At 61.8% G+C, this 18,716-nt stretch carries 20 protein-coding genes; 16 read left to right on the forward strand and 4 right to left on the reverse strand.

Annotated elements, in window-relative coordinates; all coding sequences use genetic code 11:
* Positions 1 to 180 precede the first annotated feature (180 nt).
* Genes BMX59_RS14600 through BMX59_RS14635 form a run of 8 tightly spaced genes read left to right on the forward strand, consistent with a single transcriptional unit; the run spans position 181 to position 6,337 of the window.
* Complete coding sequence (locus tag BMX59_RS14600) at positions 181 to 1,383, forward strand: PepSY-associated TM helix domain-containing protein (protein ID WP_071496151.1); 1,203 nt, start codon at positions 181 to 183, stop codon at positions 1,381 to 1,383.
* Positions 1,380 to 1,916 carry a thiamine pyrophosphate-binding protein gene (locus tag BMX59_RS14605; protein ID WP_093122619.1) on the forward strand — a complete coding sequence of 179 codons (537 nt, stop codon included), beginning with the start codon at positions 1,380 to 1,382 and terminating at the stop codon, positions 1,914 to 1,916. Before BMX59_RS14600 ends, BMX59_RS14605 begins: the two co-directional genes overlap by 4 nt.
* Positions 1,913 to 2,242: a hypothetical protein gene (locus BMX59_RS14610; protein ID WP_071492272.1), complete on the forward strand. Its 330-nt coding sequence runs from the start codon at positions 1,913 to 1,915 to the stop codon at positions 2,240 to 2,242. The genes BMX59_RS14605 and BMX59_RS14610 overlap by 4 nt, the downstream gene beginning before the upstream one ends.
* The gene (locus BMX59_RS14615) at positions 2,239 to 2,799 is read left to right on the forward strand and encodes a DUF6162 family protein (RefSeq protein WP_071492271.1); all 561 of its coding nucleotides are present in this window, start codon (positions 2,239 to 2,241) and stop codon (positions 2,797 to 2,799) included. Before BMX59_RS14610 ends, BMX59_RS14615 begins: the two co-directional genes overlap by 4 nt.
* 19 nt (positions 2,800 to 2,818) lie before the next feature.
* On the forward strand, positions 2,819 to 3,739 hold the full coding sequence (locus tag BMX59_RS14620) for a metal ABC transporter substrate-binding protein (protein WP_092248031.1): 921 nt from the start codon (positions 2,819 to 2,821) through the stop codon (positions 3,737 to 3,739).
* Positions 3,736 to 4,482: a metal ABC transporter ATP-binding protein gene (locus tag BMX59_RS14625; protein ID WP_071492269.1), complete on the forward strand. Its 747-nt coding sequence runs from the start codon at positions 3,736 to 3,738 to the stop codon at positions 4,480 to 4,482. The genes BMX59_RS14620 and BMX59_RS14625 overlap by 4 nt, the downstream gene beginning before the upstream one ends.
* Positions 4,479 to 5,378 carry a metal ABC transporter permease gene (locus BMX59_RS14630; RefSeq protein WP_093122625.1) on the forward strand — a complete coding sequence of 300 codons (900 nt, stop codon included), beginning with the start codon at positions 4,479 to 4,481 and terminating at the stop codon, positions 5,376 to 5,378. The genes BMX59_RS14625 and BMX59_RS14630 overlap by 4 nt, the downstream gene beginning before the upstream one ends.
* The gene (locus BMX59_RS14635; protein ID WP_093122629.1) at positions 5,378 to 6,337 is read left to right on the forward strand and encodes a metal ABC transporter solute-binding protein, Zn/Mn family; all 960 of its coding nucleotides are present in this window, start codon (positions 5,378 to 5,380) and stop codon (positions 6,335 to 6,337) included. The genes BMX59_RS14630 and BMX59_RS14635 overlap by 1 nt, the downstream gene beginning before the upstream one ends.
* Here BMX59_RS14635 and BMX59_RS14640 read toward each other — a convergent pair.
* Positions 6,318 to 7,043 (reverse strand): UTRA domain-containing protein, encoded by a 726-nt coding sequence (locus BMX59_RS14640; protein WP_033900319.1) that lies wholly within the window; start codon positions 7,041 to 7,043, stop codon positions 6,318 to 6,320. The two genes, BMX59_RS14635 and BMX59_RS14640, sit on opposite strands and share 20 nt — an antisense overlap.
* A gap of 347 nt (positions 7,044 to 7,390) precedes the next feature.
* On the opposite strand from BMX59_RS14640, the gene BMX59_RS14645 reads away from it, so the two are divergent.
* From BMX59_RS14645 to BMX59_RS14670, 6 genes are all read left to right on the forward strand, one after another.
* The gene (locus tag BMX59_RS14645; RefSeq protein ID WP_093122633.1) at positions 7,391 to 8,467 is read left to right on the forward strand and encodes an ABC transporter substrate-binding protein; all 1,077 of its coding nucleotides are present in this window, start codon (positions 7,391 to 7,393) and stop codon (positions 8,465 to 8,467) included.
* Between the two features lie 187 nt (positions 8,468 to 8,654).
* Positions 8,655 to 9,461, forward strand: a complete 807-nt coding sequence (locus BMX59_RS14650) for an alkaline phosphatase family protein (protein WP_093122638.1) — start codon at positions 8,655 to 8,657, stop codon at positions 9,459 to 9,461.
* Positions 9,458 to 10,294 carry an ABC transporter permease gene (locus tag BMX59_RS14655; RefSeq protein WP_092248014.1) on the forward strand — a complete coding sequence of 279 codons (837 nt, stop codon included), beginning with the start codon at positions 9,458 to 9,460 and terminating at the stop codon, positions 10,292 to 10,294. The genes BMX59_RS14650 and BMX59_RS14655 overlap by 4 nt, the downstream gene beginning before the upstream one ends.
* The gene (locus BMX59_RS14660; protein WP_093122642.1) at positions 10,281 to 11,081 is read left to right on the forward strand and encodes an ABC transporter permease; all 801 of its coding nucleotides are present in this window, start codon (positions 10,281 to 10,283) and stop codon (positions 11,079 to 11,081) included. Before BMX59_RS14655 ends, BMX59_RS14660 begins: the two co-directional genes overlap by 14 nt.
* Positions 11,078 to 12,067: an ABC transporter ATP-binding protein gene (locus tag BMX59_RS14665; protein WP_093122645.1), complete on the forward strand. Its 990-nt coding sequence runs from the start codon at positions 11,078 to 11,080 to the stop codon at positions 12,065 to 12,067. The genes BMX59_RS14660 and BMX59_RS14665 overlap by 4 nt, the downstream gene beginning before the upstream one ends.
* 30 nt (positions 12,068 to 12,097) lie before the next feature.
* Positions 12,098 to 12,751 (forward strand): HAD family hydrolase, encoded by a 654-nt coding sequence (locus BMX59_RS14670; RefSeq protein WP_093122647.1) that lies wholly within the window; start codon positions 12,098 to 12,100, stop codon positions 12,749 to 12,751.
* Positions 12,752 to 12,880: 129 nt separating this feature from the next.
* On the opposite strand, the gene BMX59_RS14675 is transcribed toward BMX59_RS14670, so the two are convergent.
* Positions 12,881 to 13,843, reverse strand: coding sequence for a zinc-binding dehydrogenase (locus tag BMX59_RS14675; protein WP_093122650.1), 963 nt, complete (start codon positions 13,841 to 13,843; stop codon positions 12,881 to 12,883).
* A 138-nt stretch (positions 13,844 to 13,981) separates the two neighbouring features.
* On the opposite strand from BMX59_RS14675, the gene BMX59_RS14680 reads away from it, so the two are divergent.
* Positions 13,982 to 16,063: a carboxy terminal-processing peptidase gene (locus tag BMX59_RS14680; RefSeq protein ID WP_170856108.1), complete on the forward strand. Its 2,082-nt coding sequence runs from the start codon at positions 13,982 to 13,984 to the stop codon at positions 16,061 to 16,063.
* Between the two features lie 118 nt (positions 16,064 to 16,181).
* Positions 16,182 to 17,951, forward strand: a complete 1,770-nt coding sequence (locus tag BMX59_RS14685; RefSeq protein ID WP_071492291.1) for a bifunctional diguanylate cyclase/phosphodiesterase — start codon at positions 16,182 to 16,184, stop codon at positions 17,949 to 17,951.
* Here the strand turns inward: BMX59_RS14685 and BMX59_RS14690 are convergent.
* The gene (locus BMX59_RS14690; protein WP_005786715.1) at positions 17,948 to 18,319 is read right to left on the reverse strand and encodes a hypothetical protein; all 372 of its coding nucleotides are present in this window, start codon (positions 18,317 to 18,319) and stop codon (positions 17,948 to 17,950) included. The genes BMX59_RS14685 and BMX59_RS14690 overlap by 4 nt on opposite strands.
* The gene (locus BMX59_RS14695; RefSeq protein ID WP_093122654.1) at positions 18,316 to 18,657 is read right to left on the reverse strand and encodes a helix-turn-helix domain-containing protein; all 342 of its coding nucleotides are present in this window, start codon (positions 18,655 to 18,657) and stop codon (positions 18,316 to 18,318) included. Before BMX59_RS14695 ends, BMX59_RS14690 begins: the two co-directional genes overlap by 4 nt.
* Between the last annotated feature and the right edge of the window lie 59 nt (positions 18,658 to 18,716).

The following is an 18,716-nucleotide window of genomic DNA, read 5'->3' on the forward strand; positions in this document are numbered from 1 at the left end:
GTTCGATCAAGGCGATAAAACGCCCCGAATGTGAACCTGAAACATTTTCTTTCATATCCGCCTTAGGGATTTCTCATTCTCATCCGTCTTAACTTAGATACAGCCCGTCGCGTCAGCAAAAGCTACGACTGGCCTTTTCCGGGCCTCCATTGCCCTCCTCTGATCAAGACCCTCATTCACATGTCGAAGAAGTCACGCTCCAAACTCTGGTTTCTCGTACATAGCTGGCTGGCATTGCCTATCTGGTTCTTTGTACTGATCGTCTGCGTCACCGGCACCCTGGCGGTGGTCAGCCAGGAGATCGTCTGGCTGGCCAACCCGGATATCCGTGCGAGCAAGCCCTCGGACGATGCCGAACCGCTGAGCTATGACCAGGTGATCGCCGCCATCAAGCGCGATGAACCCCAGGTATATGTGCAGTCGATCAGCCGGCCCGACGAATCGCATTTTGCCTTGAGCGTCGACCTCAGCTACCCCGACGGACGCTCGGTGGAGGTCTACGTCAACCCGTACACCGGGGCGATCCAGGGCATCAGCCCCTCCTTCAACTTCCAGCAGTTCACCCGCGCCCTGCATGGCTGGTGGCTGGTGCCGTTCACCAATGGCTACAGCTGGGGCTGGTACCTGGTGTCGGCACTCGGCATCCCGCTGCTGGCGTCGCTGGTCACCGGGCTGGTGGTGTACAAGCGGTTCTGGAAAGGCTTCCTGCGCCCGACTCTGCGGATCCGCCACGGCGCGCGGATTTTCTGGGGGGACTTCCACCGCTTGAGCGGTATCTGGTCGATCTGGTTCATAGCAGTCATCTCCGTTACCGGCATCTGGTTCCTGATCCGGGCGATTTTGGGCGACAACCAGATTTCGATTTCCACCGAACCGGTCATCCCGGTGATTGCCCGGGAGAAGGTGCCGATGTCGGCGCCCGGCGTGCCGGCCCCCATGATTCCGGTGGACGAGGCGATCAAGATCGCCACCCAGCGCATCCCTGGCCTGGAGGCAAGTTTCATCAGCCTGCCGCTCAATGCCTACAGTCACCTGCAGATCGGCGGGCGGGGCTGGTACCCGTTGATGTTCCAGACCGCGCAGATCAACCCCTATGACGGTGAAGTGGCTGCGGCGCACCTGCTGTCCGACCGTTCGAAGCTGGAGTTCGTCACCGAATCCATGCGCCCCCTGCACACCGGCGACTTCGGCGGCATCTGGATCAAGCTGATCTGGGCCTTCTTCGGCCTGATCATGAGCATGATGGTGTTGAGCGGCCTGCTGATCTGGACCAAGCGCACCGCCCTGGCCACCCTCAATGCCTTCAAGCGTGAAGCCAAGGCACAGCACAAACCGGTTTCCCTCCCCGCCCGGCAGGCGCAAACCTCGGAGGCCAACTCATGAGCAAGGTCGCTGCGGTAAAACCATCGCCTCTGCGGACACTCTGGCTGAAATGGCGTTTCCATCTCAATGTGCTGCTGTTGCTGGTGCCGCTGGGCTTCATGCCCAAGTACTTCGCCGATGCAGCGCTGTTTCGCGGCGACACCGGCATCGGCGAACGGGTGGCCGGCGACGTACAGGTCGGACCCTGGAGCCTGAAGCTTGCCGAGTTTCGCAATGAAGGCCCGCGCCCCGACCCGGCCGGCCCGATGAAATTCTTCAACGCCGCCCTGTGCGACAGCTGTGCCAACCAGGTCAAGGCCACCTACCTGCGCATCGGCAAGCCGCGCAGCCTGCGCGCTGCCGGGGTGATCTTCTTCGGTACGCCCTACCGCATGGGCGCCGGCCTGCCGATCCCGGAACGCACGCCCGTCGACGCCGAACTGTGGGTGACCATGGAAGGCTGGGACGGCAGCATGCACCAGGGTTCCATCCCGTTGCGCCAGGCTTCGCCTGCCACGATTGCCTGGCTGAACAAGCAAGGAGTTAAACCATGACTTTGATGCGACTGACCCGCGCCTGCGGCGTCCTGTTGATGGGTGCGGGGTTCAGTACCGTCGCCCTCGCCCACAACCCGATGTGCGAGTGCAAGGAAATCCCCGGTGAGCAGATCCAGTGCAAGGGCGGCTTCTCCGACGGCAGCGGTGCACCCGGCGTGACCCTGGACGTGATCGGCTACGACGAAACCATCCTGGTGCCCGGCAAACTCGGCCAGGACTCGACCCTGACCTTCAAGAAACCGTCCGCCGAGTTCTACGTGCTGTTTGATGCCGGTCCCGGCCACGTGGTGGAAATCGACCAAGCGGATATCCAGCCGCAATGAGTACCACACAGGTTGTACGCCCGGCCGGTGCCGGTCACGAAACCCTCTACGTGCTGCTGTTGTGCCTGATCATCCTCGCGGTGGCCGGCTCGGTAATAGCGCTGCACGGTGAATCCCAGGAAGTCGCGGCGGTGCCCAGCCACCAATTGGACGCGCGCCGCGACCTGAGCGCCGCCGAGCAAGGCATTTACGCTGACCTGCGGGTGACCCTGGATGAAATCCAGCTGTTGCAGCAGGAACAAAGCGCGCTGCCCAGCCCGGCGCAACTGGCCGAAGAAGGCTTTGCGCCGTTTGCCCAGGACGCCAGTTCGGTCAGCCGCGGCGATCACCGCTGGCAACTGTTGGAACCCTCGGCCTACCTGGGCTTGAGCCAGGCGCCAGCGACCAGCGGTTCATTACTGATGCGCGTGCACGGTGCCGAGCCGGACATCTGGCTCAATCGCCAGGCCAACCTCGCCGCTCCCTCCGACCTCTCCGACCAGGCGCTGATCGCAGCCGGCTGGCGGCAGGTGGTCGCGCAATTCGATGCCGGCGTCACCCGCCAGCACCGTCACTGAACGAGAAGACCGATTGCCCATGTCTATTTCATCGCCCCTGTTGCGCCTGTTGCTGGTTGGCCTGTTCAGCCTGATGCTCGCTCCCCTGGCCAATGCCGAGGCAACCAAGCGCCTGCGTATCGGCATCACCCTGCACCCTTATTACAGCTACGTGGCCAATGTCGTCGGCGACAAGGCCGAGGTGGTGCCGCTGATTCCGGCCGGTTTCAACCCGCATGCCTACGAGCCACGCGCCGAAGACATCAAGCGCATCGGCACCCTGGACGTGATCGTGCTCAACGGCGTCGGCCACGATGATTTCGCCGACCGCATGATCGCTACCAGCGAGCGCCCGGACATCCCGGTGATCGAAGCCAACGCCAATGTGCCATTGCTGGCCGCCACCGGTAACGCCGCACGCGGTGCGGGCAAGGTGGTCAACCCGCATACCTTCCTGTCGATCAGCGCATCGATTGCCCAGGTCAACAACATTGCCCGCGAACTGGGCAAGCTCGACCCGGACAACGCCAAGACCTACACCCAGAACGCCCGCGCCTACGGCAAGCGCCTGCGCCAGATGCGTGCCGATGCCCTGGCCAAATTGACCAGCGCACCCAACCCGGACCTGCGCGTGGCCACCGTGCATGCGGCCTACGACTATCTGCTGCGCGAGTTCGGCCTGGAAGTCACCGCCGTGGTCGAACCGGCCCACGGCATCGAGCCAAGCCCCAGCCAGTTGAAGAAAACCATCGACGAACTGCGCGCCCTGGACGTGAAGGTGATCTTCTCGGAGATGGACTTCCCGTCCACCTACGTCGACACCATCCAGCGTGAATCCGGGGTCAAGCTGTACCCGCTGTCGCATATTTCCTACGGCGAATACAGCGCCGAGAAGTACGAAGTGGAAATGACCGGTAACCTCAACACGGTGGTCCGGGCAATTCAGGAGTCCGGAGCATGACGGCGGCGGAACAGCTGAAGGCGGTCAGCGTCGGCCCGACGCTCGAGTTCGACAAGGTATCGTTGACCCTGGGTCGCACCGCGATCCTCGATGCGGTGAGTTTCCAGGTACAGCCGGGCAGCATCCATGCGCTGGTCGGCCCCAACGGCGGCGGCAAAAGCTCGCTGATCAAGACCCTGCTCGGGCAAACACCCCATCAGGGTCGGCTGAGCCTGCATTGGCCGGCCGCACCCGGCACCATCGGTTATGTACCCCAGGCCCTGGAGTTTGACCGGGGCTTGCCGATGACCGTGGATGATTTCATGGCTGCCATGTGCCAACGGCGCCCGGCGTTCCTGGGCCTGTCCAGGCACTACGCCGGCGCGATCGGGGATGCACTGGAGCGCGTCGGCATGCAGGACAAACGCAAGCGGCGCATGGGCGCGCTGTCCGGCGGTGAACGCCAGCGTGTGCTGCTGGCCCAGGGGCTGATCCCGGCGCCGCACCTGCTGGTGCTGGATGAGCCGATGTCGGCCCTCGACGAAGCCGGTATCCAGGTGTTCGAGCGCCTGCTCAATGACTGGCGCCTGGCCGGGATCACCGTGCTGTGGATCGAGCATGACCTGGAAGCCGTGGGCCGCCTGGCCGACCGCGTCACCGGCCTGAACCGCCGCGTGCTGTTCGATGCCACGCCCAAGGAGGCGCTGACCCCGGATCGCCTGCTGACCCTGTTCTCCACCCACCCTCGGAGCCCGGCGCAATGAGTTATGAAGCCTTTCGCTTGATGGTCCAGGGCTGGGCCTCTGCCGGCTACCTGCCGGAGGCGCTGGCCTACGGTTTTGTGGTCAACGCCCTGCTCGCCGGTCTGCTGATCGGCCCGGTGCTGGGCGGCCTGGGCACGCTGGTGGTGGTCAAGCGCTTCGCATTTTTCTCCGAAGCGGTTGGCCATGCCGCGTTGACCGGCGTGGCAGTCGGGATCCTGCTGGGTGAACCCTACACCGGGCCGTATGGCGCACTGTTCGGCTACTGCCTGCTGTTCGGCATCCTGCTCAACTACCTGCGCAACCGCACGGGCCTGGCGCCGGACACCTTGATCGGGGTGTTCCTGTCGGTGTCCCTGGCGCTGGGGGCGAGCCTGTTGCTGATCCTGGCCGGCAAGATCAACGTGCATATCCTCGAGAACGTGCTGTTTGGCTCGGTGTTGACGGTCAACGGCAACGATCTGCTGGTGCTGGCGGTTGTCGGTGCGCTGGTAATGGCCCTGGCGCTGCCGCTGTACAACCGCATCATGCTGGCCAGCTTCAATCCGCAGTTGGCCGCTGTGCGCGGCGTCGCCGTGAAAACCCTGGACTACCTGTTCGTGATCCTGGTGACGCTGATCACCGTCGCGGCGGTCAAGGTCATCGGTGCGATCCTGGTGGGAGCGCTGCTGGTGATTCCGGCGGCTGCGGCGCGGCTGTTGAGCCAGTCGCTGAAGGGCTTCTTCTGGGTCTCGGTGGCGATTGCCACAGTCAGCACCCTGTGCGGGATCCTGCTGCCGATCATCTTCGACCTGCCCGTGCCGTCCGGCGCCGCCATCATCCTGGTCGCCGGTATCGCCTTCGCCCTGGCCGCCATCGCGCGCGGCACAGTGCCCAGCCTCAAAGGAAATCTTGGATAATGCGCCCTGTACTTCGTCCATTGGCTCTGGCCATCACGTGTTTCATCAGCACTTCGGCCCTGGCGGTCGACGGGGTAGAGCCCAAACCTCTCAAGATCCATCAGGGATTGGGCCACGTCGCACTGAGCAAGGCCACTTCGGTAAAACAGGTGAAGATCCTCGCTTCGCTGCCGATTACCTACGGCCTGGCCGAGGTGCTGCTCAAAGGCACCAACGTACAGCTTGAGCGCGCCGCGCCGGCCAACTTGCCAGGTTCACGCCAGGTGTCCTACTTCACCGGCCGTGGCGCGCCGGCCCTGAGCAAATTGGCGCTGGACGCCGACGCCGCCATCGGCCTGCGCTCATTGTGGGCCGATGACCCGCTGTACCCGGTGGCGCGGCGTAGCAATATCCGTATCGTCGAAGTCGACGCCGCCCGCCCGGTGGATGGTGGCTTGCCTGGCATCGCCGTACAGCCTGGCGTTGCCGATGGCCTGAACAGCCAGCCATGGCAGTCGAGCAACAATATGGGACGCATGGCCGATGTACTGGCTGCCGACCTGAGCCGCCTGGCCCCGGGCGCCAAGCCGAAGATCGACGCCAACCTCGCCGCCCTCAAGCAGCGCCTGCTCAAACTCACCGCCGACAGCGAAGCGCGCCTGGCCAAGGCGGATAACCTGAGTGTGGTCAGCCTGAGCGATCACTTTGCTTATCTGATCAGCAGTTTGAACCTCGAAGCGCTCAGCACCGATGCACGGCCGGATGCCGACTGGACGCCCGAGGCGCTACAGAAACTCACGGCCGAGCTGAAGGACAACGATGTGGCGGTGGTGCTGCATCATCGCCAGCCGAGTGAGGCGGTGACGGTAGCGGTAACGGCAAGTGGCGCCAGGCTGCTGGTGCTGAACGTGGACGGTGCGGAACCGGTGGCGGAGCTGGAGACCAATGTGGACCAGGTGATCAAGGCGCTGACCCCATGACATCCACACCGACATGAATCGCATCATGCCGCCAGAACTCCAGGTCGCAGTCGATCAACCGCTGGTGCTGGTCATAATTGACCCGGGCGATACGCAAGCCCGGGCTGCCCACCGATACGCGCAACGCCGCAGCAGCCTCCACCGGCAGTGACGTCGGCACGATCTCGAAACGCACCCGCCCGTAGTGCAGGTCGTACTTGCGTGCGTACAGCTCGGTCATCGACTGATTCAAATCACACGCCAGGATCCCCGGGAAATACTGCGGGTTCAGGTAGTGCTCCACATACAACACCAGGCGTCCATCGATGCGCCGACCCCGGCAGATCTGGATCACGCTCGACAGTGCCGGCAGCTGCAACCAGGCGCACACCGCCGCCGACGCCGGTTGCAGCCGCGCGGAGATGACCTCGGTGGACGCCACCCGCCCCTGGTCGCTGACCATCGCGTGAAAGTGGCTGCGTTGCATCAGGTTGTAGGCCAACCGTGGCGGCGAGACAAACCAGCCGCGTCGCTCCTCGCGATAAATCTGACCCTGCGCTTCCAGTTGTAACAAGGCTTCCCGCACGGTAATCCGGGTGGTACCGAACAACTCGCTGAGCTTGCGCTCGGCCGGCAGTTTGCTGGCAGGCGGCAACAGGCCGTGGTCGATCTGCTCTTGCAGCGCCAGGCCGATGGATGTCACCGCCTTGATTGCCTCATCACGCATCAACGTTACCTATCTGGACTAGACCAGCACCGACAAGGTGCACAAACCGCTCCGTAAATGGGCTTGCACGGTTGAGTGCCAGCCTAGGTAGTACAGATGACCGACAGATGACAGTCCGTGTGCAGCCGTCGCAGCACACCCTGCAATACGTCGGCCAAGTCCCTTCCCCACGGGCACTTGAGCATGGTCTACGCTGACTCTGCGACAAGCGACATCAGCATTTTAAAAACGACATCGACATGAAACTGTCATCCATCGAGCCTAGATTGGCTCAGGTATTGCTCTGACCTAGACCAACAACACCGCAGAAACAACCGCCGCGTTGAAAACGCCCAAAGGAGCTTCGGATGAAACAGCTTTTCCTGGCATCACTGTTAGGCTCGACCATTGCCATGTGCACCGCCGCCATGGCCGCTGATACCGATCTAAAAACCCTGGAAGCTGCCGCCAAGGCAGAAGGCGCTGTCAACAGCGTCGGCATGCCCGATGACTGGGCCAACTGGAAAGGCACCTGGGAAGACCTGGCCAAGACCTACGGCCTCAAGCACATCGACACGGACATGAGCTCGGCCCAGGAAATCGCCAAGTTCAAGGCTGAGAAAGACAACGCCAGCGCCGACATCGGCGACGTGGGCGCGGCGTTCGGGCCGATTGCGGTGAAGCAGGACGTGACCCAGCCGTACAAACCGTCCACCTGGGCCCAGGTCCCGGATTGGGCGAAAGACAAGGACGGTCACTGGGCCCTGGCCTACACCGGCACCATCGCGTTTATCGTCAACAAGAAGCTGCTGCACGGCTCTGAAGTGCCCACCAGTTGGGCTGACCTGCAAAACGGCAAATACAAGGTCTCCATCGGTGACGTAAGCACTGCGGCGCAAGCGGCCAACGGCGTACTGGCAGCCGCCATTGCCAATAAAGGCGACGAAAAGAACATCGCCCCCGGCCTGCAATTCTTCACCAAGATCGCCCAGCAAGGCCGCCTCTCACTGTCCAACCCGACTATCGCCACAATGGAAAAAGGTGAAGTCGAAGTGGGTGTGGTCTGGGACTTCAACGGCCTGAGCTACAAGGCCAAGATGGCCAACCCGGATGACTACGTGGTGTTGATCCCATCGGATGGCTCGGTGAAATCCGGCTACACCACCCTCATCAACAAATACGCCAAGCACCCGAACGCCGCCAAGCTGACCCGCGAGTACATTTTCAGCGACGCCGGCCAACTCAACCTGGCCAAAGGCAATGCGCGTCCGATCCGTGCTGAAACCGACCTGAAACTGCCGACCGAGATCGCCAAGAACCTGATCCCGGGCGAGCAGTACACCAAGGCCAACCCGCAGCCGATCAAGGATGCCGATGCCTGGGAAGCCACGTCCAAGAAGCTGCCTCAGCTGTGGAACGAGCAAGTCATCGTAGAGATGAAGTAAGCCTGCCACCCCACATTGGACTCCACTGGAGATCCAATGTGGGAGGGGGCTTGCCCCCGATGGCGGTGGATCAGTGACAGATATTCAAACTGACACACCGCTATCGGGGGCAACCCCCCTCCCACACTTGAACCCAGATGCATCAGGAATATCGAGCCAAGTCCATCGTTGCGGAGCGCCTCCCCCCATGAAGCACAATGTCATCCTTGTCGTGCTCGACGGCCTGAACTTCGAGGTTGCGCGGCACGCCATGGGGCACTTGCAGGCCTATGTCGGCGCAGGACGCGCAGCCCTGTACAAACTGGAATGTGAACTGCCCGCCCTGTCCCGCCCGTTGTACGAATGCATTCTCACCGGTGTACCGCCGATCGATAGCGGCATCGTGCACAACAACGTCTCGCGCCTGTCCAACCAGCGCAGCATCTTCCATTACGCCACCGACGCCGGCCTCACTACCGCGGCGGCGGCTTATCACTGGGTCAGCGAGTTGTATAACCGCACGCCCTTTCTCGCCGCCCGCGACCGTCATACCGACGACCCGGCGCTGGCGATCCAGCACGGGCATTTCTACTGGAATGACCACTACCCGGATTCCCACCTGTTCGCCGACGCCGAAAGCCTGCGCCTCAAGCACGCGCCGAACGTCCTGCTGGTGCACCCGATGAACATCGACGACGCCGGCCACAAGCACGGCCTCGACACCCCCCAGTACCGCAACAGCGCACGCTCGGCCGACATCATCCTGGCCGACTACCTGCACACCTGGCTCGACGCCGGCTACCAGGTGCTGGTGACCGCCGACCACGGCATGAACAACGACCGTTCCCACAACGGCCTGCTCCCCGAAGAACGCGAAGTGCCGCTGTTTGTGCTGGGGGCTGCGTTCAGCCTGGACAGCCGCGCCGCACCGAAACAGACCGAGCTGTGCGGCACCGTCTGTGAGCTGCTGGGCGTACCCCACGACAAACCTGTATGCCGGGAGCTGTTGAAATGATCCGAGGCAAATGGCTGGCGCTGCTGTGCCTGGTGCCTTTCGCACTGTTCTTTATCGTGTTCGAAATCGCCCCGTTGGTATGGGTGCTGATCAACAGCCTGCAAACCGAAGAGGCTGGCTGGGGCGTGGAAAACTTCACGCGCATCTTCAGCTCGAAGTTCTACCTGCAAGCCATCCAGTTCAGCCTGGAGATCAGCTTCTACTCCAGCGTGTTCGGCATCATCATCGCCACCCTCGGCAGTTACTCCCTGCGTCGGGTGGATTCGCCGCTGCGCAACTTCGTCACCGCCTTTGCCAACATGACCAGCAACTTTGCCGGCGTGCCCCTGGCCTTCGCCTTCATCATCCTGTTGGGCTTCAACGGCAGCATTACGATCATGCTCAAGCAGGCGGGGATCATTCAGGACTTCAACCTGTATTCGAAGACCGGGTTGATCATTCTCTACACCTATTTCCAGATTCCCCTCGGTGTACTGCTGCTGTACCCGGCCTTCGATGCGCTGCGCGAGGACTGGCGTGAGTCGGCGTCGCTGCTGGGTGCCAACGGTTGGCAGTTCTGGCGACACATCGGCTTGCCGGTGCTCACCCCGGCCCTGCTCGGCACCTTCGTGATCCTGCTGGCCAACGCCCTTGGGGCCTATGCCACGGTGTATGCGCTGACCACCGGCAACTTCAACGTGCTGCCGATCCGCATCGCGGGCCTGGTCTCCGGTGACGTGTCCCTCGACCCGAACCTGGCCAGTGCCTTGGCCGTGGTGCTGGTGGCGCTGATGACCGTGGTCACCGTGGTCCATCAACTGCTGCTCAAGAGGAGCTACCATGTCTCGCGCTGAAGCCGGCCCGGCCTCCCTCTACCACCGCGCGGTGGTGTGCCTGTTGTTTGCGATCCTGGTGCTGCCGCTGATCGGCACCTTCGTCTATTCCATCGCCAGCAGTTGGTCGGCAACGATCCTGCCCGCTGGTTTCACGGTGAAATGGTATGTGCAGCTGTGGAGCGACCCGCGCTTCCTGATGGCCTTCGGGCAATCGTTGCTGGTGTGCGTGGGCGCCTTGGTGCTGTCGGTGGTGCTGATTTTGCCGCTGCTGTTCGTGGTGCATTACCACTTTCCCAAACTCGACGCGCTGATGAACATCCTGATCCTGCTGCCCTTCGCGGTGCCGCCCGTGGTGTCGTCGGTGGGCCTGCTGCAATTGTATGGCTCAGGTCCCTTTGCGATGGTGGGCACGCCGTGGATTTTGATCGGCTGCTACTTCACCGTGGCACTGCCGTTCATGTACCGGGCGATCACCAACAACCTGCAGGCGATCAACCTGCGCGACCTGATGGACGCCTCCCAGCTGCTTGGCGCCAGCACCTGGCAGGCGGCGATCCTGGTGGTGCTGCCCAACCTGCGCAAAGGCTTGATGGTGGCACTGTTGCTGTCGTTCTCGTTCCTGTTCGGTGAGTTCGTGTTCGCCAATATCCTCGTGGGTACGCGCTACGAAACCCTGCAGGTCTACCTGAACAACATGCGCAACAGCAGCGGCCACTTCACCAGTGCCGTCGTGATTTCCTACTTCTTCTTTGTGCTGGTGCTGACCTGGGCCGCCAATATCTTGAACAAGGACAAAAGCCAATGAGCTTCGTCAGCGTCCAACACCTGCAAAAAAGCTACGCCGGCACCCCGGTGTTCAGTGACATCAACTGCGAAATCGCCAAGGGCGAGTTCGTCACCCTGCTCGGCCCGTCCGGTTGCGGCAAGTCCACGCTGCTGCGCTGCATCGCCGGGCTGACCTCGGTGGACAGTGGCAAACTCCTGCTGGATGGCCAGGACATCGTCCCGCTGAGCCCGCAGAAACGCCATATCGGCATGGTGTTCCAGAGCTATGCGCTGTTCCCCAACATGACCGTGGAACAGAACGTCGCCTTCGGCCTGCGCATGCAGAAGGTCAACGCCGACGACAGCCACAAGCGCGTGCAGGAAGTCCTGCAACTGGTAGAACTCAAGGACCTCGCCGGTCGCTACCCGCACCAGATGTCCGGCGGCCAGTGCCAGCGCGTGGCCCTCGCCCGCTCATTGGTCACGCGCCCGCGCCTGTTGCTGCTGGATGAGCCGCTGTCGGCACTGGATGCGCGGATTCGCAAGCACCTGCGCGAGCAGATCCGCCAGATCCAGCGCGAGCTGGGGCTGACCACGATCTTTGTGACCCATGACCAGGAAGAAGCCCTGACCATGTCCGACCGGATCTTCCTGATGAACCAGGGCAAGATCGTGCAGAGCGGTGATGCCGAGACCCTCTACACCGCGCCAGTGGACGTATTCGCCGCCGGTTTCATCGGCAACTACAATCTGCTGGATGCCGACAAGGCCACCCAATTGCTGCAACGCCCGATCAACAGCCGTATCGCCATCCGCCCGGAAGCCATCGAGCTGAGCCGCAATGGCGAGTTGGACGCCTTGGTTCGCAGCCACAGCCTGCTGGGCAACGTGATTCGCTACCGCATCGAAGCGCGCGGCGTGGAACTGGTGGTGGACGTGCTCAACCGCTCGGCCGACGACTTGCACCCGGATGGGCAACGCCTGGCACTTTCCATCGACCCCAGCGCCCTGTGTGAAGTAGCCTGAGCAGCGACGATTATTGAGAGAGCGTGACGGATGGCATTGGTAATTTTTGATCTGGACGACACCCTGATCCATGGCGACTGCGCCACCCTGTGGAGCGAGCAGATGGGCCGCCTGGGCTGGGTCGACCCTGAGTCGTTCATGCGCAGGAACAACGAATTGATGGCCGCCTACAGCCAGGGCCAGCTGAAGATGGAAGACTTCATGGACTTCAGCCTGGAGCCGATGATCGGCCGCACGCCGGAGGAAATCGAGCACTTGGTGGAGCCGTGGGTCGAGGATGTGATCGAGCCGCTGATCTACAGCGACGCCACCAAGACCATCGCCCGCCACCGTGCGAATGGCGACCGGATCCTGGTGATCTCCGCCTCGGGCACGCACCTGGTTACGCCGATTGCGGCGCGGATCGGCATTGATGAGGTGCTGGGGATTGAGCTTGAAGTAAAGCACGGCGTGTACAGCGGCCATACTCAGGGTGTATTGACCTACCGTGAAGGCAAGATCACGCGTTTACTGGAATGGCTGGCGCAGGAAGGTGAAACACTGGACGGCGCGTACTTCTATTCGGATTCGCGCAATGATTTGCCGTTGTTGCTGAAGGTGGAGCATCCACAAGTGGTCAATCCGGACCCGGTGCTGCGCGAGCATGCCGAAAAAGCCAGCTGGCCGATCCATCACTGGATCTGATTGAACCGAGATCAACATCTGGGAGGGGCGGTGCGACGATTCGACTTGCCCCGATGGCAGTGTGTCAGATGAAGAATTCTTCACTGTCCCAGCGCTATCGTCGCACCGCCCCTCCCACATTGACCGCATTCAGTTCAAACTTGCGTCGATCACCAACACCAGCTTCCCGGAAATCCGGTTCGTCGCAAGCTCGGCAAACGCCGCTTCGGCATCCCTGATCGCAAAGGTCCTGGCCAACTGCGGGCTCAGCCGCCCTTCAACAAACAGCGGCCATACATGCTGGCTCAAGTCGCTGAGCAGGTCGGCCTTGAACTGATCACTGCGGCTGCGCAAGGTCGAGCCCAGCAACTGAATGCGCTTGCCCAGCACCTGGGCCAGGTCCAGTTGCGCGTCACGCCCGCCCATCAAGCCGATCAACACCCAACGACCATCGAGGGCCAGCAGCTTGAGGTCCAGCGCCGCATAGTTGCCACCGACCGGGTCGAGGATCACATCGAACGGCCCGAAATCCCGCAACCCTTCGATGCCGTCGGTACGCACCACGCCGCCCTGTGCGCCGAGCTCCTCGCAATAGGTCAGGCGCTCTGCCGAGCCGACGCTGACCCAGCACGGATTGCCAAACGCCTTGCACAACTGGATCGCCGCCGAGCCCACGCCGCTGGCGCCGGCATGCAGCAGTACCTTTTCACCGGGCTTGAGGCCCGCCAAGTGGAACAGATTCAGCCACGCCGTGCTGTACACCTCGGGCAGCGCCGCCGCTTCGACCAGCGACAGGCCTTCCGGCACCGGCAGCACGTGGCGCGCATCCACCACCACTTCTTCGGCCATGCCGCCACCGGCGAGCAGTGCGCAAACCCGGTCACCGACTTGCCAGGACGAGCCGGCGCCCACTTCGCTGATCACCCCGGAACACTCCAGGCCCAGCACGTGGCTGGCACCCGATGGCGGCGGATAGAGCCCCGCACGCTGTAATAAATCGGCGCGATTGAGGCCCGCTGCCGCCACACGAATACGAACTTGCCCTACATCGCAAGTAGGACCGGGTTCTTCCAACCACTCCACATGACCGTCAACGCCTTGCAATGCTTTCACAGTGCCTCCATAGTGAGTCTGGACTGAGCCCGTAGCTGTATCGCCGGGCTTTTTGCATTATGCGACCGGACCATATGGAACCGGCTCCCTCAAAGACGGCCTAATATGCGTTATCAATTGCCCCCGCGTCGAATCAGCATGAAGCATCTGTTCCCCAGCACCGCCCTCGCTCTATTCATTGGTCTCGGCTTCGCGTCGATGTCGACCAATACGTTCGCAGCCAACAGCTGGGACAATCTTCAACCTGATCGCGATGAGGTGATTGCCAGCCTTAACGTCGTCGAGTTGCTCAAGCGCCATCACTACAGCAAGCCGCCGCTGGACGACGCTCGCTCGGTGATCATCTACGACAGCTACCTCAAGCTGCTGGACCCGTCGCGCAGCTACTTCCTGGCCAGCGATATCGCTGAGTTCGACAAGTGGAAGACCCAGTTCGACGACTTCCTCAAGAGCGGCGACCTGCAGCCCGCGTTCACCATCTACAAGCGTTACCTGGACCGCGTCAAAGCGCGTCTGGACTTCGCCCTGGGTGAGCTGGACAAAGGCGTCGACAAGCTCGACTTCACCCAGAAGGAAAACCTTCTGGTGGACCGCAAGGACGCACCTTGGCTGACCAGCACCGCCGCGCTTGACGACCTGTGGCGCAAACGCGTCAAGGACGAAGTGCTGCGCCTGAAGATCGCCGGCAAAGAGCCCAAGGCCATCCAGGAGCTGTTGACCAAGCGCTACAAGAATCAGTTGGCGCGCCTGGACCAGACCCGTGCCGAAGATATCTTCCAGGCCTACATCAACACCTTCGCGATGTCCTACGACCCGCACACCAATTATCTGTCGCCAGATAACGCGGAAAATTTTGATATCAACATGAGTCTATCGCTGGAAGGCATCGGTGCCGTCCTGCAAAGCGACAATGATCAGGTCAAGATCGTGCGCCTGGTACCGGCAGGCCCGGCCGACAAGACCAAGCAGGTCGCTCCGGCCGACAAGATCATCGGCGTGGCCCAGGGCGACAAAGAGATGGTCGACGTGGTCGGTTGGCGCCTGGACGAAGTGGTCAAGCTGATCCGTGGGCCGAAAGGCAGCGTGGTGCGCCTGGAAGTGATTCCGCACACCAATGCACCGAACGACCAGACCAGCAAGATCGTGTCCATCACCCGTGAAGCGGTGAAGCTCGAAGACCAGGCTGTGCAAAAGAAAATCCTCAACCTCAAGCAGGATGGCAAGGACTACAAGCTGGGCGTGATTGAGATCCCGGCCTTCTACCTGGACTTCAAGGCCTTCCGTGCCGGCGATCCGGACTACAAATCCACCACCCGCGACGTGAAGAAAATCCTCACCGAACTGCAGAAGGAAAAAGTCGACGGCGTGGTCATCGACCTGCGCAACAACGGCGGCGGCTCCCTGCAGGAAGCCACCGAGCTGACCAGCTTGTTTATCGACAAGGGCCCGACCGTGTTGGTACGCAACGCGGATGGCCGTGTCGACGTGCTGGAAGACGAGAACCCGGGCGCCTTCTACAAAGGCCCGATGGCCTTGCTGGTCAACCGCCTCTCGGCCTCGGCCTCGGAGATTTTCGCCGGCGCCATGCAGGACTACCACCGCGCCTTGATCATCGGCGGCCAGACCTTCGGCAAAGGCACCGTGCAGACCATCCAGCCGCTGAACCATGGCGAGCTGAAACTGACGCTGGCCAAGTTCTACCGGGTTTCCGGGCAGAGCACCCAGCACCAGGGCGTACTGCCGGACATCGATTTCCCGTCGATCATCGACACCAAGGAAATCGGCGAAAGCGCCCTGCCGGAAGCCATGCCGTGGGACACCATCCGCCCGGCGATCAAGCCGGCGTCGGATCCGTTCAAGCCGTTCCTGACGCAGTTGAAGGCTGACCACGACACCCGCTCCGCCAAGGATGCCGAGTTCGTGTTCATCCGCGACAAGCTGGCCCTGGCCAAGAAGTTGATGGAAGAAAAAACCGTCAGCCTCAACGAAGTGGACCGTCGCGCGCAGCATGCCGACATCGAAAACAAGCAACTCGTACTGGAAAACATCCGCCGCAAGGCCAAGGGTGAGGATCCACTCAAGGAGCTGAAGAAAGAAGACGAAGATGCGCTGCCGACCGAAGCGGAAAAAACCAAGCCGGAAGACGACGCCTACCTGGCCGAGACCGGCCGGATCCTGCTGGACTACCTGAAGATCAGCAAGCAGGTGGCCAAGCAGTAAATGATGGCGATTTAATGTGATCGCTCCTTGGAGTGTCATCATATAGACATCATTCTGTCGTGAAATGAAGGACCGCAGGTTTCAAGCCTGCGGTCCTTTTTTTTCGATCGAGATCGCCATGACCATGACCGAACAGCTGAATGCATTGGGCTCTATCTTGGCTCAAGGCAGTTTGCACAGCCTGTTCCAACCGATCATCTGCCTGTCTGAACGGCGCATTCTCGGCTACGAAGCCCTCAGCCGCGGCCCGTCCAACAGCCCGCTGCACTCCCCCGTCGCCCTGTTCTCCGTGGCCAGCCAGGCCGGACGCCTGAGTGAACTGGAGATCGCCTGCCGCGAAAGCGCGTGCCGGCGCTTCAGCGAGCAGAAGCTACCGGGCAAGCTGTTCCTCAACGTCTCGCCTCAATCCCTGATGGAAACCGCGCACCAACCGGGACGCACCCTGCAACTGCTGCATGACTACGGCATTCCACCGAGCCAGGTGGTGATCGAACTCACCGAACAAACCCCCACCAACGATATCGACCTGTTGCAAACCGCCCTGCATCACTACCGCAACATGGGCTTCTCGATTGCCCTGGATGACCTGGGCGCCGGTTATTCCAGCCTGCGCTTGTGGTCGGAGCTGCGTCCGGATTACGTGAAGATCGACCGGCACTTTATCGACGGTATCCATCAGGATGCGCTCAAGCGCGAGTTTGTCGGCTCCATCCTGCAGATCGCCAAGGCGTCGCGCGCCCAGGTGATTGCCGAAGGCATTGAGTTGCACGAGGAGTTGGCGGTGCTGACGGAAATGGGTGTGGACCTGGTCCAGGGCTACCTGCTGTGCCGACCGCAGGAGCAACCGCCGCAGGAAGCCCGCCTCATGCTGCCCAAGCCCGACAGTTCCAATGTGGCACTGAACGATGAAGGCAGCGACCTCAGCGCCCTGCTGAGCGAACAGCCGGCGGTGGACCAGGACACCGCCACCGCCCAGGTACTCGAAGCGTTCCGCCGCCAGGCCAACCTCAATTCCCTGGCGGTGCTGGACGGGCGTGGGCACCCGATCGGTATCGTGCACCGGCATTCGCTGTCGGATGCGCTGCTCAAGCCGTTCGCCACCGACCTGTTTGCACGCAAGCCCATCAGCCGCTTGATGAGCACCGACTTCCTGGCGGTGGAGTTGAGCCAGTCGCTGCAACAGGTCAGCCGCCTGCTCACCAGCCGTGCGCGGCAACGTATCGAAGAAGACTTCATCATCACCCTCAATGGCGATTATCTGGGTCTGGGCCGGGTGATCGATGTGCTCAAGCTGATCACCGAACGGAAAATCCAGCAGGCGCGCTACGCCAATCCACTGACCCTGCTACCCGGCAACGTGCCGATCCAGCAGTGCCTCACACGTCTTCTGCAACAGCAGCGCGAGTCGGTGATCTGCTACGTGGATATCGACAGTTTCAAGCCGTTCAACGACATCTACGGCTATGGGCGTGGGGATGAGGTGTTGCTGTGCCTGGCGCAGTGCCTGAACGACCGCGTCGATCCCAGCCGCGACTTTGTCGGGCATATCGGCGGTGATGACTTTTTGCTGGTGCTCGGCCCGCAGGACTGGCGCAAGCGGCTCAACCAGCTGCTGGATGACTTCCACACCCAATGCCGGCGCTTCTACCGCGCCGAGCATCTGGAGGCCGGCTGTTTCGTGGCGTTGAACCGCCAGGGCGTGCGCCAGGAGTTTGCACTGCTGTCGCTGTCCATCGGGGTGGTGCATTTGTATCCACAGGCCTGTGGACAACTCGATGCCAGCCAGTTGGCGGAGTTGGCGTCGCAAGCCAAACACCATGCCAAGGATATGGCCGGCTACAGCATCCATGTGATCGACAGCATGGACGCACTGCCCCAGGCGCTTTAAGCCTCGGCGGACTCGGGATACTCGTATTCAAACACCCGCACCACTTCCGAAGCGTGCCAGGAGGCGGCGGCCACGCCATCGGACGGCCCGCTGAAACGCCCCAGGCGCTCTACGCACTCGAAGAAACCGGTACGCGGCAAACGGCTGGCACCCTGGCTGATCACCAGCGAGCTGCGCAATGGCTGCTCGGCCTTGGCGTCCAGCGCTGCCAGGTGTTCCAGGGCAGCGGCCAGGGTTTGCATGGCCGGAGTGGGAAATTGCAGGCGCTCCAACAGCGCGCGGTAGGTCAGCAAATGGCGCTGGCGGCGCGCCTGGTCCAGTTCGTTGAGTAACCCATCCCAGTGTTGACGGCTGATACGTAGGCTCAAGATTCATCCCTCCAACCTGCAACGCCCAATTCCCAGGCCAGGCTGCGGCGGATCGCGGCATCCGGCTGGCGTTCACCACTTTCAATCAATCCAAGATATGACGGGCTGATGCCCACGGTGCGGGCCAGGGTCTCGATCGCCAGGCCTTTGGCTTCGCGCAAGCAGCGCAGGTCGGCGAGCAGGCGCAGATCCTGCGCAGGGGCGGCTTGGGCAGTCGATACGGAAGGAGGTGGCGTAGGCTGTTGCTGACCGGCCGCTTTTAGCAGCGCCTGGTACTGATCCCATGGCAACACCGCGTATTCGGGTTCGCCATTGCGTGAAATTATCTGAATATCCATGACTGCCCCGTAGGATAACTGCACTTACTAAGTAAGCTCTTTCCTTAGGAGTGTAATCC

The sequence above is a fragment of the Pseudomonas sp. NFR09 genome (genome assembly GCF_900111535.1).
Lineage (GTDB): Bacteria > Pseudomonadota > Gammaproteobacteria > Pseudomonadales > Pseudomonadaceae > Aquipseudomonas > Aquipseudomonas extremorientalis.